This is a genomic window from Roseobacter ponti, from assembly GCF_012932215.1.
In the GTDB taxonomy this organism is placed as follows: Bacteria; Pseudomonadota; Alphaproteobacteria; order Rhodobacterales; family Rhodobacteraceae; genus Roseobacter; species Roseobacter ponti.
In genome coordinates this window covers 921574-935188 of record NZ_CP048788.1, presented here as the reverse complement: position 1 = coordinate 935188, position 13615 = coordinate 921574, and the positions used below count along the sequence as shown (strand labels likewise).

The 13615-nt window shown below is 60.8% G+C and carries 17 protein-coding genes; 2 read left to right on the top strand and 15 right to left on the bottom strand.

Going from position 1 to position 13615, the window contains the following annotated elements:
• Nucleotides 1–61: 61 nt before the first annotated feature.
• A complete protein-coding gene (locus G3256_RS04595; protein ID WP_169639698.1) occupies nucleotides 62–1642 on the top strand; it encodes a Ppx/GppA family phosphatase in 1581 nt (526 codons plus the stop codon).
• Here the strand turns inward: G3256_RS04595 and G3256_RS04590 are convergent.
• From G3256_RS04590 to G3256_RS04560, 7 genes are all read right to left on the bottom strand, one after another.
• Entirely contained in the window at nucleotides 1627–1977 is a 351-nt protein-coding gene (locus G3256_RS04590; RefSeq protein ID WP_169639697.1) for a hypothetical protein, read from the bottom strand. The genes G3256_RS04595 and G3256_RS04590 overlap by 16 nt on opposite strands.
• Before the next feature lie 37 nt (nucleotides 1978–2014).
• Complete coding sequence (locus G3256_RS04585; protein WP_169639696.1) at nucleotides 2015–3022, bottom strand: endonuclease/exonuclease/phosphatase family protein; 1008 nt, start codon at nucleotides 3020–3022, stop codon at nucleotides 2015–2017.
• Complete coding sequence (locus G3256_RS04580) at nucleotides 3022–3699, bottom strand: molecular chaperone DjiA (RefSeq protein WP_169639695.1); 678 nt, start codon at nucleotides 3697–3699, stop codon at nucleotides 3022–3024. The genes G3256_RS04585 and G3256_RS04580 overlap by 1 nt, the downstream gene beginning before the upstream one ends.
• Before the next feature lie 40 nt (nucleotides 3700–3739).
• Nucleotides 3740–4228, bottom strand: a complete 489-nt coding sequence (locus tag G3256_RS04575; RefSeq protein WP_169639694.1) for a GNAT family N-acetyltransferase — start codon at nucleotides 4226–4228, stop codon at nucleotides 3740–3742.
• Nucleotides 4225–4839, bottom strand: a complete 615-nt coding sequence (locus G3256_RS04570; protein WP_169639693.1) for a VOC family protein — start codon at nucleotides 4837–4839, stop codon at nucleotides 4225–4227. The genes G3256_RS04575 and G3256_RS04570 overlap by 4 nt, the downstream gene beginning before the upstream one ends.
• Nucleotides 4840–4958: 119 nt before the next feature.
• A complete protein-coding gene (gene scpA, locus G3256_RS04565; protein ID WP_169639692.1) occupies nucleotides 4959–7088 on the bottom strand; it encodes a methylmalonyl-CoA mutase in 2130 nt (709 codons plus the stop codon).
• On the bottom strand, nucleotides 7051–8058 hold the full coding sequence (locus G3256_RS04560; RefSeq protein ID WP_343044386.1) for a hypothetical protein: 1008 nt from the start codon (nucleotides 8056–8058) through the stop codon (nucleotides 7051–7053). The genes scpA and G3256_RS04560 overlap by 38 nt, the downstream gene beginning before the upstream one ends.
• A gap of 99 nt (nucleotides 8059–8157) precedes the next feature.
• Here G3256_RS04560 and G3256_RS04555 point away from each other — a divergent pair, with 99 nt between their 5' ends.
• A complete protein-coding gene (locus G3256_RS04555; RefSeq protein WP_169639691.1) occupies nucleotides 8158–8622 on the top strand; it encodes a DUF4174 domain-containing protein in 465 nt (154 codons plus the stop codon).
• A gap of 50 nt (nucleotides 8623–8672) precedes the next feature.
• Here the strand turns inward: G3256_RS04555 and G3256_RS04550 are convergent, their stop codons facing one another.
• The 8 genes from G3256_RS04550 to G3256_RS04515 form a co-directional block, all read right to left on the bottom strand.
• A complete protein-coding gene (locus tag G3256_RS04550; protein ID WP_169639690.1) occupies nucleotides 8673–10718 on the bottom strand; it encodes an acetyl-CoA carboxylase biotin carboxylase subunit in 2046 nt (681 codons plus the stop codon).
• A gap of 150 nt (nucleotides 10719–10868) precedes the next feature.
• Nucleotides 10869–11075, bottom strand: a complete 207-nt coding sequence (locus tag G3256_RS04545; protein WP_169639689.1) for a hypothetical protein — start codon at nucleotides 11073–11075, stop codon at nucleotides 10869–10871.
• 298 nt (nucleotides 11076–11373) lie between these two features.
• Entirely contained in the window at nucleotides 11374–11730 is a 357-nt protein-coding gene (locus G3256_RS04540; RefSeq protein WP_169639688.1) for a hypothetical protein, read from the bottom strand.
• A 72-nt stretch (nucleotides 11731–11802) separates the two neighbouring features.
• Nucleotides 11803–11943 carry a hypothetical protein gene (locus tag G3256_RS04535; RefSeq protein WP_169639687.1) on the bottom strand — a complete coding sequence of 47 codons (141 nt, stop codon included), beginning with the start codon at nucleotides 11941–11943 and terminating at the stop codon, nucleotides 11803–11805.
• 181 nt (nucleotides 11944–12124) lie between these two features.
• A complete protein-coding gene (locus G3256_RS04530; RefSeq protein ID WP_246227779.1) occupies nucleotides 12125–12505 on the bottom strand; it encodes a DUF6497 family protein in 381 nt (126 codons plus the stop codon).
• Nucleotides 12502–12900 carry a cupin domain-containing protein gene (locus tag G3256_RS04525; RefSeq protein ID WP_169639686.1) on the bottom strand — a complete coding sequence of 133 codons (399 nt, stop codon included), beginning with the start codon at nucleotides 12898–12900 and terminating at the stop codon, nucleotides 12502–12504. Before G3256_RS04525 ends, G3256_RS04530 begins: the two co-directional genes overlap by 4 nt.
• Complete coding sequence (locus tag G3256_RS04520; RefSeq protein WP_169639685.1) at nucleotides 12897–13295, bottom strand: RidA family protein; 399 nt, start codon at nucleotides 13293–13295, stop codon at nucleotides 12897–12899. The genes G3256_RS04525 and G3256_RS04520 overlap by 4 nt, the downstream gene beginning before the upstream one ends.
• Nucleotides 13296–13314: 19 nt before the next feature.
• On the bottom strand, nucleotides 13315–13578 hold the full coding sequence (locus G3256_RS04515) for a DUF7218 family protein (RefSeq protein WP_169639684.1): 264 nt from the start codon (nucleotides 13576–13578) through the stop codon (nucleotides 13315–13317).
• Nucleotides 13579–13615: the final 37 nt, after the last annotated feature.

The following is a 13615-nucleotide window of genomic DNA, read 5'->3' as shown; positions in this document are numbered from 1 at the left end:
CCGGGCGCATTGACCATCAGCCAAATCTTTCACAGGGTGAGGCGAAGCTGCGGAACTGCCAATGACTGATCAGACCAACATCGCCGGAGCGCCTGAGGCTGCATCCGTGCAACCGGACGCAGGCCTTTTTGGCCGCCCGTTGTTTGAAGACCCCGGCGCGCGCGCTCTGGCCCGTGTGGGCGTGGTCGATGTCGGCTCGAACTCCGTAAGGCTTGTAGTGTTTGACGGCGCGGCCCGGTCACCAGCCTATTTTTACAACGAAAAAATCATGTGTGCACTTGGTGCCGGCCTGTCGGACTCCGGGCGGCTCAACCCCGAGGGACGGGTGCGGGCACTCGCCGCCCTGCGCCGGTTTCAGCATCTGGCCCAGGGCATGGGCCTGCCGGCACTGACCGTTGTGGCGACGGCTGCGGTGCGAGACGCCAGCGACGGCCCCGATTTCTGCGAGGACGTGCGCCGCGAAACCGGGTTGCGCATCTGGGTCATCGACGGCGAGGAAGAAGCGCGGCTTTCCGCTCAGGGGGTGCTGCTTGGATGGCCCGGATCCTACGGGCTTGTCTGCGATATCGGCGGCTCCTCTATGGAGCTTGCGGAGATCTCCGGCGGGCGGGTGGGACGGCGTATGACCTCGTCTCTCGGCCCGCTGAAACTGCGTGAAATCAAAGGTGGCAAAAAAGCCCGCGACACCCACATCCGCGAGACCATGGAGCACATGAAATCGGTGATGGGCGACCAGCGGGACCGTCTTTTCCTCGTCGGCGGGTCCTGGCGGGCGATCGCACGCATCGATATGTACCGCCGCGGCTATCCGCTGCACGTGCTGCACGAATACCGCATGACCGCACGCAGCGTCTCGGCCACGGCAAAGTTCATCCGCAAGGCGGACCTCGAAGAGTTGCGGGGCGCCTGCAACATCTCTTCAGCTCGTATGAGCCTGGTGCCGCTGGCCGCTGAAGTGCTGAGCCGTCTGGTGCAGTCGTTCCGCCCCAAGGACATCGCCATCTCAAGCTACGGCATTCGCGAAGGCATGCTCTATGAGCAGATGCCGCAGCGGCTGCGTGACCGCGACCCGCTCATTGAGGCCTGCCGGTTTGCAGAAGCCAAAGACGCGCGTATGCCGGGATTTGGCAAATCGCTTTATGCCTTCATCCATCCGCTTTTCAAAAACGTGCCGGAACAGCGTCGCCGGCTGGTCAAAGCGGCCTGCCTTTTGCATGACGTGAGCTGGCGGGCGCATCCCGATTACCGCGCCGAGACCTGTTTTGACAACGCAACGCGGGCAAACCTTGGCGGGTTGAAACACTCCGAACGGGTCTTTCTCGGGCTGGCACTTCTGCACCGTTATTCCAACAAACGCGAAGGCACACGTTTTGACTACCTCTATGATCTCATTGATGAAAAATCACAGCTGGAGGCGGAAATTCTGGGCAAGGCCATGCGTTTCGGCGCCATGATGTGGATGGCCCAGGACGCCGAACGCGGCACACTGCGCTGGTTTCCCAAAAAACGACGGCTGCAGCTGCTTCTTACGAACGACATGGTGCCGCTTTTCGGTGAAGTATCAGAGGCCCGGCTGGTCTCTCTGGCCTCATCGCTGAATGCCGAGGTTGAGGTCAGAAAAGTGCGTCAGAGATCCACCTGAGGCGGCATGTCAGGCGTGTCTTCAGGCGACGGTTCCGGGTCGGTTCCAGGGTCATCCTCCGGTTTGCGACGAATGATGATATCCCCGTTTTCCAGAATTTCAGGTGCCTCATAAACCGACCAGTCTTCGACCTGTGACAGCAGATTTGACATCGCGGGCCCCATCTCTTCGATGAATTCGCTCATGCCTTCCAGCGCCGGCTCCATCTGGCGCAGCAGGCCCTCAAGAAACTGTCGGGTCCCTTCTTCCATCAGCGACGACCCGTCGTCCTGCTGCGCAGAGACGGGCAGGGCTGTGACAAGAGCGATAAGGGTGGCAGAAAAAATCTGTTTCATTTGAGAAGTATAGCGCATCCTGCGCGATTCTCCGAGGTCAGATATCCAGATCGATGCTGACAGGAAAGTGATCTGACGCAGCCACCAGTGCATCCCGCAGATCCGCATCGGCCCAGCATTCCGGGTCATCCAGCGGATGCCAGATGCGCCAGTCGGCCCCGCGGGCGCGCAGATCCTGTGAAATCATGATGTAATCAAGCAGCGCCTGTAAAAAGCGTTTCTCCGGCGCGATCCAGAATCGGGAGGTGGTCGGCAAAGGTCCGAGCCGCTGGCTGAGCGCCCGCCCTGCATGCGGGTCGAAAAGAGGGTTCTCCCCGTCTGAGCCAAGGATGATCTCAACCGATGACCGCCCGAAAAGCCCTTCAAATTCATCAAGACCGGGGCCATCGTTGAGATCGCCCATCACCATAAGCGGCGTGTCTTCAGTGCTCACCTGATCGATCCGCGCGCGCAGCCAGATGGCCTGGGCCAGTTGCTTGCGACGGTTGGCAATCGCGATGCGCATGATGTCGGTGTCATTGCGCGCACCGTGCGGCGCCTTAGACTTCAGGTGCGCGCCGATCAGATGCAGAGCCGTGCCCGTCCGCGTGACTATATCCAGCTCAAGGGGTGGCTTGGAAAACCGCACCTCATCGCGGGTCGCATCCACATCCAGATCAATCCCGAACACACCGTCAAAGCGCGGCACGTCCGGTGTTCCGGCCCGCGGGGCATGCACCACATCAAGCGCGCCCGGATCATACATCAGCGCGATTTCCTGGCGCGTGTCATTGGCGAACCCCATGATCGCCGACCGCTGGCGCAACCCGTAATACGCAGCAAAGCCCTCGAGCGCGGCAACGGTGCTGCGCCGTCCGCTGGCATCAGGCGCCTCGATGATCAGAACCGCATCCGCATCCACTGCGCTCAGCACAGCCGCGATTGCATCGGCCTGGCCTTTGCGCGTGATATTGTAGCGGGCCGACCACGCGCTGTCCCGGATCAGCCGGTCTTTTGCGTCAAAGAGTTCGTTGAACCACTCAACGTTATAGGTCGCAAACCGCATCAGGCCCTTTCCTGGATTTCTTCCCACGCGCGGTTGATGTCTGCCATCCGTTTCTGTGCCATCTGCAACGCCTCTTCAGGCACACCACGCGCGATCATCGCATCAGGGTGATTTTCGCGCACAAGCCGGCGCCAGACGCTGCGGATTTCACGTTCAGACATATCGGGCGTCACGCCGAGCACGGTGTAAGGGTCCCGTAATGCCTCCGGAGCAAAGCGCATCCGCAGCGCCCTGAATTCGTTTTCCGGCACACCGAAAATGGCCGTGACCCGCTCCAGAAAGGCATCCTCATTAGGATGATAGAATCCGTCGGCCATCGCAATGTGAAAGAGGCCTTCAAGGAGATCACGCAGCGTGTCCGGCTGGCCGCTGAACATCGCCCGGATTCGCGCGGCATATTCTTCAAATCCCGCAACATCACGGCGTGCCAGGTTAAAGACCCGCGCCGCCCCCTGCTCATCAGCGCTGGCAATGTGGAAAACCTCACGGAAGGCGGTGACCTCGTCGCGGGTAACCTGCCCGTCCGCCTTGGCCATCTTGGCGCCGAGCGCGATCACCGCGATAGTGAAGGCCACGGAACGCTCGGGCGGGCTGCGCAAACGATCGAAAACAGCCGAAAGCTCTTCGCCTGCGGTCAGTGCGGACAGCGCGTCGGAGATGCGGGACCAGATCGACATAGCGCCGAGCATACCCGCTGGCGCCAGGCATGTCAGTCCGTCAACGCCCGCCTGCAAGGATTTTCTGCATCAGCACCAGATCCAGCCAGGCGCCGTTCTTGCGCCCGACTTCTGCCAACCGTCCTGCTTCAACATAGCCCTGGCGGGTATGAAACCGGATGGCACGCGGATTTACGGCACTTATGGCCGCGATCATGACGTGAATGCCTGCGGCGCGCGCAGCTTCTTCGCCGGTCTGCATCAGCGCGCCGGCCAGACCCGTACCCGCAGCCTGCGGCGTCACCAGAATGCTGAGCTCTGCTGTCGCACGATAACCCGGACCGGACCGGAAGGCCCCGAATGTCACAAAACCGCTGAATGCGCCCCCGGTTCCAGCCACGAAGAAAGCGCCGTCGCGTTCTCTGATCAGGTTGCGGACATTCGCGACGGACCGCTCCTCGGTTGTGAAGGTGAAATCAGTTTCGCGGATCATCCGGTTCCAGAGGGTGGCCACATCAGCAGCATCCGGTGGAGCCGCCGGCCGGATCACCCGCTGATCATCCTGTCGCCGCCCGGCGTCGCAAAAACCGCAGCCATATCCACCGGACCAACCTCGAAAATCACCCGCGCATCATTAAGCCGCCCGGACAGCAGGCCCGAAAGCTGCCGCGCATCCGGGTGAGAAATAATAAGCCGTTTCAGACGAACCCCGGAGCCATCAAGACGCTGTGCCGGATGCAGATCAGTCTGCCACCGGATCAGGGCAGGCGCGAGATTATCAAAGGGCAGAATGCCGTCCTGCGGCACGGCCATCTGCCAGCGGAGATCTCCGCGCTGAAGATCAACGGGCGTGCCCATCGCGTCAGGCAGGGCGCTCAGATCACCGGCCAGATCATCAGACCGGCAGATCCAGTTCGTAAGCCTCGCCGGACCTTTGAACCGGTCAAGATCGAACCAGCGGGCACGGTCCGGACGTGGTGCGGCAGGGTTAATCGCAATCGCCTCAAGATACAGGCCGTCGTCGAGCCCCAGAAGCATATTATGGGTGAAAAAGACGTCATGCTCGCCGCCGGGCTGCATCGGAACGCCAAGCGTTTCTTCGACGACCGAACGGGCTTCGTCCAGCGTTTCACCTGCGACTGCAAGGTGATCCAATAGCATGTCCTGTCTCCCTTCTGCCGCACCGCCACCCTCCGGCAGCCGCTCACCATGTTCAACCGCAGGTAATACAACGTCCGGCGACATAAAAGGGTCTCCCGCAAAAAATTACACGGCGGGGTTCACGGTCGGGCTGCGCTGATCAACTTGAGAATGTGCTGTGCAGCCTCGGGGATATTGGTGCCGGGTCCGAAGATGGCTTTTACCCCGGAATCATAGAGAAACTGATAATCCTGTTGCGGGATCACGCCGCCGCAGATCACCAGAATATCATCGGCACCAGCAGTTTTAAGCGCTTTGACAAGCTGCGGTGCGAGGGTCTTGTGGCCGGCGGCCTGACTGCTGATCCCGATAACATGCACATCGTTATCGACGGCATCCTGAGCCGCTTCGGCGGGTGTCTGAAACAGCGGGCCCACGTCCACATCAAACCCGATATCAGCAAATGCCGTGGCGATCACCTTGGCGCCCCGGTCGTGTCCGTCCTGGCCCATTTTCACCACCAGCATACGCGGGCGGCGGCCCTCAGCTTCGGCAAAATCCTCCACCGATTTCTGGATAGCCGCAAAACCTTCATCGCCCTCATAGGCCGCGCCATAGACACCCGCGAGTGTTTTCACCTCGGCACGGTGCCGGCCGAACACTTTTTCCATCGCCATGCTGATTTCTCCTACTGTCGCGCGGGCGCGTGCGGCTTCAACCGCAGCTTCAAGCAGATTGCCGCCCTCCCCGGCACGGCGCGAAAGCTCCGCCAGAGCAGCTTCGCAGGCCTGCGCATCCCGGCTTCCCCTGACCTTTTCCAGACGCGCGATCTGGCTTTTGCGCACGGCCGCATTGTCGATGTCGAGGATGTCGATCGGATCCTCTTTGTCGCGCCGGTATTTGTTCACGCCGACGATCACTTCGGTGCCGCGGTCGATGCCGGCCTGGCGGCGGGCTGCCGCTTCCTCGATCCTGAGTTTGGGCATGCCGGAGGCGACCGCTTTGGTCATACCGCCCATCTCCTCGACCTCTTGCATGATCTTCCAGGCGGAATCGGCCAGATCGGCAGTGAGTTTTTCCACATAATATGAACCCGCCAGCGGATCGACGACATTGGTCACGCCAGTCTCTTCCTGCAGAATAAGCTGGGTGTTGCGCGCAATCCGGCTGGAGAAATCGGTGGGCAACGCAATGGCCTCATCAAGCGCGTTGGTGTGCAGCGACTGCGTCCCTCCGAGCACAGCACTCATTGCCTCATAGGCTGTGCGCACGACGTTGTTATAGGGGTCCTGTTCCTGCAAACTCACGCCCGAGGTCTGACAATGGGTGCGCAGCATTGAAGATTTCGGGTTCTTCGGCTCAAACTCCGCCATGATCCGCGACCACAAAAGCCGCGCGGCGCGCAGCTTGGCGGCTTCCATAAAAAAGTTCATGCCGATGGCAAAGAAAAAGCTCAGACGACCGGCGAATTTGTCCACATCCATGCCCCGGTCGATGGCCGCACGGACGTATTCGCGCCCGTCCGCGAGGGTAAAGGCAAGCTCCTGCACGAGGCTCGCACCCGCTTCCTGCATGTGGTAGCCGGAGATCGAGATTGAGTTGAATTTCGGCATCTCATCAGAAGTATATTCGATGATATCCGCGATGATCCGCATCGACGGCTCCGGCGGATAGACATAGGTATTGCGCACCATGAACTCTTTGAGAATGTCGTTCTGAATGGTGCCGGACAGTACGGCGCGGTCATGCCCCTGCTCTTCGCCTGCAACAATGAAGCTGGCGAGGATCGGGATGACCGCACCGTTCATTGTCATCGAAACCGACACCTTATCGAGAGGAATACCGTCAAAGAGGATTTTCATGTCTTCGATGCTGTCGATGGCGACACCGGCCTTGCCCACATCCCCTTCGACCCGCTCGTGATCGCTGTCATAGCCGCGGTGCGTGGCCAGATCAAAGGCGACCGACACCCCCTGCTGACCCGCGGCAAGCGCGCGGCGGTAAAAGGCGTTGCTTTCCTCGGCCGTTGAGAACCCGGCGTACTGGCGGATTGTCCAAGGCCGGCCGGCGTACATCGTGGCCTTCACACCGCGGGTAAAGGGCGCCTCGCCGGGAATTGTGCCCAGATGCGCGAGCCCCTCAATATCCTCGGCCGTATAAAGCGGCTGCACATCGATGCCTTCGAGCGTTTTCCAGGTCAGCTCGTCGAGCGGTCGCCCGCGCAGCTCTGCTTCAGCCAGGCCGCGCCACTTGTCTTTCTTCGTGCTCATCGGGTTGTCCTTTTTTGTCTGACCCGGCCGGCGGAGTTGTCCCCGCTCTTGTCCGGATCCGGTCCTCTGTCAGCGTCGCCAGGCCATCTGCACCGGCGGTCAGCCACATAATATCATCCGCATACACTTCGCGCAGCGCGGCATGCTGTTCGTTCGAAAAAGGGTTCCAGCGGCCCATGCCAAAGGGCAGTTCCGCAGCTTCGGTGCCGCGCTCCGTCAGCACACGGCGCAGATCCGGCAGTCCGGGCGCGCGGTTGAGCCACTGCCGGTCGTTGTCGGGCGGCGCATCGATACCGGTACCGCGTGCAAGAAAAATATCCGCCCGGCCCGCAAAGCTTTCAAAAGGCATCACCCGGATCGGAACACCGGGCACCGCACAGGCCACATCGGTAATCACATCGCGCCAGCCCCGCTGCGACCCTGCGATCATCGCCAGCTTGTTTCTCATTGGCAGCGGGTGGCCGCGCGAGACGCCGAAAGCCAGCGCCGAGCACCACCAGAGCTCCAGACTGCGCACCGAGAGCAACAGGCCGCTGATCTCTCCGTCAAAAGCGCGCGCAAAACGCGCCATACGCTCACCCGCCGAAGGGTAAAGGCTGCCTTCGCAAAGGTTCTCACGCACCGCACCCAGCATGTTTTCGTCGCTCACCACGAGCGTTTTCACACCGCGCAGGCGCGCGCCCTTCAAACGCAGCTGCACCCTGCCCTCTCCCCGCGTCCGCAGATCGCGTCCGCGCGCCGCTACAGGACCCGGAATAATTCCCGAAAACAGGCCGCGGCGCGTCCTCCCCGGCCCCCAGAAACCAACATGCTGCTCTGCCAGCGGTGCCTTGTGGCGCCGCATATAGTCCTGAAACCCTGTGGTCGCGGTGCGATGCGCACCAAGATGAAGAATAACATCCATGACTTTCCCTGCCCGGTTGGCGACGATCGGCTGCGAAAGCCCGCCTGACGCGTCCTGCGCGATCATACACCCGGACCTCTTGCCGCAGTTTTAATGGCAAAATCCCACGTCTTCCCCATCGCATATCCCGAAACAGGGGTTATATATGGTGCATCAGGAGAAATAATGAAAAGACTGCTACCCGTTGTTCTGATGAGCTTTTTTGCAGCTGCACCCGTACCGGGAACGGCTGAGGAAACTGTCGCAGATCCACTCTTTGTCGATGTAACTGAGGTGGATTTAAACCAATTTAAGTGGAAAAAGCGCCCGCTGGTCGTATTTGCCGACACGCCGGACGATCCGATGTTCATTGAACAGCTGGAACTTTTGCGCTCCCGCGAGCCGGCAATGCGCGAACGCGACGTTGTGGTGATCAGCGACACCGACCCTGACGCGGAGTCCGATCTGCGGCGCAAACTGCGTCCGCGCGGCTTTATGCTGGTGATCATCAACAAAGAGGGCACTGTGAACGTGCGCAAACCTTTCCCCTGGGACGGACGCGAAATCTCACGCAGCATCGACAAGATGCCGATCCGCCAGAGGGAAATTCGCGAGGCCAAGGAACGGGCCCGCGCCGGCGGCACAAACTGATCCCACACCGCCCCGCGGCCCGGCAATATGTTGCCCGAGCAGGTCACGCCTTATTCGAACTCCATGATCACATCATCCACGGCCAGGCTGTCGCCTTCTCCCGCGTTGACCTTTGAGACCACACCCTTGCGCTCGGCGCGCAGAATGTTTTCCATTTTCATCGCCTCGATGGTGCAGAGCGCCTGCCCTTCCTGCACCTCGTCGCCCGCCGCGACATTCAGTTTGACGATAAGCCCCGGCATCGGGCAAAGCAGCATCTTTGACGTATCCGGTGGCAGCTTTTCGGGCATTTTCCGCGCCAGTTCTGCCTGACGCGGGGTGCGTACATGCACTTTGAGATCAGCACCGCGCGTCCGGATCCGGAACCCTCCGCTGATCTTGCCCACCTTCAGCACCAGCGCACGACCGTCCACCGTCATCTCCGCAAGCTGATCGCCCGGCGTCCAGGCCCCGCTGACCCGCAGCTCTTTGCCGTCCTCAAACCGCACGGTCGCCCCGCCTGTATCGGCACTGGTCACGACATCATAAGAATGCCCGCCAAGGCTCACATTCCAGTCCGAACCTACTTTTCGCTCATGGTTGTCCATCCGGCCTGAGACCCTCGCACGCCGGATTTCGGCCACCCGGTGCATCGCCGCCGTCGCTGCCGCAATCCGCGCGAGTTCCGCGTCGGGCAGTGTCACGCCTGTGAACCCTTCCGGGTATTCTTCGGCGATAAAGGCCGTCGTGATTTCTCCGGACACAAATCTCGGGTGATCCATCACTGCGGACAGGAACGGCAGGTTATGTCCGATCCCTTCGACCTCAAAGCTGTCGAGCGCCACGCGCATCTGCTCGATGGCCCCGGCCCGGGTCCGCGCCCAGGTACAGAGCTTGGCGATCATCGGGTCATAGAACATGCTGATCTCGCCGCCCTCAAAGACACCGGTATCATTGCGCACCGCCAGATCGCCAGCCGGCGCGTCGCCCTGCCAGGTGCCCTCCTGCAGCAAGGGGCCCGCCGCAACCTCAGCAGGCGGACGATACCTCGTCAGCCGCCCGATGGAGGGCAGAAAGCCACGGTAAGGATCTTCGGCATAAAGCCGGTTTTCGATGGCCCAGCCGGTCAGGGTCACGTCCTTCTGACTGATCGAGAGCTTTTCGCCATTGGCGACCCGGATCATCTGTTCCACCAGATCAACACCGGTGATAAGTTCTGTCACCGGGTGCTCCACCTGCAGGCGCGTGTTCATCTCAAGGAAATAAAAGTTCTTCTCGCCATCGACGATAAACTCAACCGTGCCGGCGGAGGTATATCCCACGGCCTGCGCCAGTGCGACGGCTTGTTCTCCCATCGCTTTGCGCGTCGCTTCATCCAGAAACGGGCTCGGGGCCTCTTCGACAACCTTCTGGTTCCGGCGTTGAATCGAGCACTCGCGCTCGCCCAGATAGATGCCGTTGCCATGCGCATCGCAGAGTACCTGAATCTCGATATGGCGCGGCTGGGTAACGAATTTCTCGATGAAGATCCGGTCGTCACCAAAAGAATTCGCCGCCTCGTTTTTCGACGACTGAAAGCCTTCGCGCGCCTCTGCATCGTCCCAGGCAATCCGCATGCCCTTGCCACCACCACCCGCGGAGGCCTTGATCATCACCGGATAGCCGATTTCGCCGGAGATCTTCACCGCTTCATCGGCATCGGCGATCAGGCCCATATAGCCGGGCACGGTCGAAACCCCGGCCTCCTGCGCGATTTTCTTGGAGGTGATCTTGTCGCCCATCTTCTCAATGGCACCGACAGGCGGCCCCACAAAGGCAACACCCGCGGCATCAAGTGCTTCGGCAAACTTCGCGTTTTCCGACAGAAACCCATACCCCGGATGCACGGCCTGCGCGCCGGAGGACTTCACCGCCTCCATCACCTTATCGATCACGATGTAAGACTGGTTGGCAGGCGGCGGTCCGATATATACCGCCTCATCGGCCATCCGAACGTGCAGCGCCTGTTTGTCAGCGTCAGAATAAACCGCCACTGTTGTGATGCCCATCTTGCGCGCGGTCTTGATGACCCGACAGGCGATTTCTCCACGGTTAGCGATCAGGATCTTGCTGAACATCGGATGTCCTTTTTCAAAAGGGTGACAGTGGGGCAGGCAGCAGGGCTGATCTGTCCGGTAAGGCTGCGCAGAGGCGCACTGCGCAAACGCAACGGGCCGCATGCAGGTGTTGCATGCGGTGAATGCAAGGTTTTCAGTCCGGCACTGCGGTCAGTTGCACCGCCCCGGGTTAAGCTGGCAGTAGGCCAGATTACCGGCGGCACCGATGGCCGCGCCCTGCAGGACACTGCCGCTGACAACGACCGCCGCACCGGCACCGATGACGGCACCGCCCAGCGACTGTTCGGTGACCGTATTGCCGCAGGCGGCCAGAAGGGTGCAGGATGCAACCGCGTATATGAAATGTCTGAACTGCACGAGGGGAACCTCTTTGCTTTGCCTTTCGCCCGACCGTCTTTCTGCGGCCGCTGACAGATATCATTTACACCGGCGCCAAAGCCGCTGTCCACGAAAAAGGCGGACAGTTCAGAGCCTTGTGCGCTGATCTGTCCGCCAGGGGAAGGGGTACGAAGTTTGTACGCAGAACCAGGGCGGGGATATACGCACCAGCCTGCAGCATTTACGATACGCGCAGAGGTTGTGCCGCGCAACGCGCTGGCGCGGCTGCCGTGTGCATAAGCCGACACTTGCCGGTTTAAGCAAGGGGCAGGCAAATTCACGCCGATCCCTCCGCAAAAGCTTCGGGAAAGGAAGCACGGGCGACCGGTACATTGATTACCAGAAGGGCCTCGTAACTCTCCGGATCAAAGGGGTCGGTTGCCGGCAGCACCTCGCGGCCAAAGAGCCAGGAGAGCCTGCCTGCATCAAGGTTGCCGCGCTCAAAGGGTTCCGCGCCGAAGTGCTCCCAGAGTGCGGCGAAAAACGCAGCATCGGCGCGCCGGTCGGCAGGCTTTCGGTCGCGAAAACGCTCGCGCGCAGTGATCGGTGTGACACCGCGCGGATTAAATCGCCTGAGTGTGAACTGATAGTCTGTGCCGGGCAATCGCCCCGGAAAACCGCGATGTTTCAGCATGATAGCCCCCCGTCAGACCAGCGGGACGCAGGCGGCGACGAGACAGGCCCGGAAGCCTGCCCCGCAGTGGTTTTACTTGTACTTGCCGGTGTAGGTCGGCTCAGTTGAGATCGGCTCGGGGTCGACCACAACAAATTCTTCCTGCTCCTGGGCGCAGGCCGCAACGAATGCGGCCAGGCCGAATACGGCCAGTAATCTGATTGTTCCGGACATTTATGTCTCCTGTTTTCTGCCTCACCCGGCCCTGCAGAAGCTGACTTTGCGCGGCGCGGGATACTGTTCCGGGCCATGATATGCAGCCCGTGACGCAGTGTAGCGCACAAACCCGGCAAAGAATACGGACGGATATGCGGCAGCCCCCGATGTGACCGCAATGCCGCAAAGAAGGAGGGTGTCATAAAGCCTCCCAGGCGCAGATGCCATTCTTGATACGAAAGACTTCGATGAACTGCGTGAGAGTGTCATCCGCCTGACCGAATTCCGCCGGCCGGTCGAGAAGGCTGACTACCACGGCATCGGCACTGAGGTCCCGTTCTTTGAGATAAGGCAGCGCCACACGGGTGCACAGATGTTCAAAATCGTCCTGCACGTCGAAAAAACTGATCTCGCCGCGCGCACGCGCAATCGAGGGTGCGACAAAGCGGAAACGTATCCATGTCTCGGCATCCACCCGGTCCACCAGAACCTCGAAAAGATCCATCGCCTGCCCGGACGGCACCTGCAAAGCGTCAGGAACACCCGCAGCTTCCGTGACATATGTCAGCCCGGTACTCACGGCGCCGCCTCATCCTTTGTGTCAAAGGCAGCGGGGGATATGATTTCCAGCAGTTCCAGATCGTCGGAATGGCGGACCTCGCGGTGCCGGATCCCGGGCGGTTGCAGCACGCAGGATCCTTCACGCAGCATGTGCTCGCCGGTTTCTTCATACTCGAAAACAACCCAGCCCCGGGTCACGTAAACCATCTGAAAATCGAGGTCGTGACTGTGCCAGGCAGCAGGGCTTTCCATGCCGGGCACCGCACGGATCACATGGGCACCATAAGCGCCCTTTGTCGCGGAACTGATCCCCAGTTCGCGGTACTCAAAGAATGGCCGCAGCCCCTTGCCCTCAAACCGGCCTGCATCCGCATGGCTGATCGTGAAAGCCTGATTACTCCAGAGTTTTGTCATGTCGCGTCCCTCCTGCGTGCCACACAATCGATCTCGACCAGCGCGCCAACGGCCAGCGCCGTCACACCCACCGTGGTTCGCGCGGGCAATCTGTCCGCCGGAAACCAGCTTTTGTAAGTTGCGTTGAAGTCGGCGTAATCGCGTTCGAATTCCGTAAGAAAACAACGGCACTGCAACACATCGCTCAGATCAAGCCCGAGCCCGGCGAGAACGGTCTGCAGGTTTTTCATCACCTGGTCGGTCTGCGCTGCGACACCGCCGGGCAGGTCTGCCTGCGGCGCGCCTGGCACCGTGGGCATCTGCCCGGTCAGGATCACCCAGCCGTCCGCCTCCACCGCGTGCGAAAAGGGAGCCACATGTTCCGGGGCGTCGCTGATGTTGTGAAAGAGGGTCACGCGCGCAACCCCGCAGCGCTCAGTGGTTGCGCAGCGCCTCGACCAGAGCGTCCTTGTCCATATCCGAGCGACCCTCGATCCCGAGCTCCTGCGCGCGGGAATAAAGGTCGTCTCTGGTCCACTCCTCGTAGGGTGGCTGCCTGCCCCCCTTTTGCGACGGCGACTGGCTGTCGCTGGCTTTGGCATTGGCGATCCGGGCCGCTTTCTCCTTTGAGGCTCCCTGATCGCGCAGGGCTTCGTAGGTTTCCTCGTCCCTGATGCTTTTGCCGTGTGATTTCGCCATTTTTCGCTCCTTTCCAAGCGAACGCGGGGGTCATCAT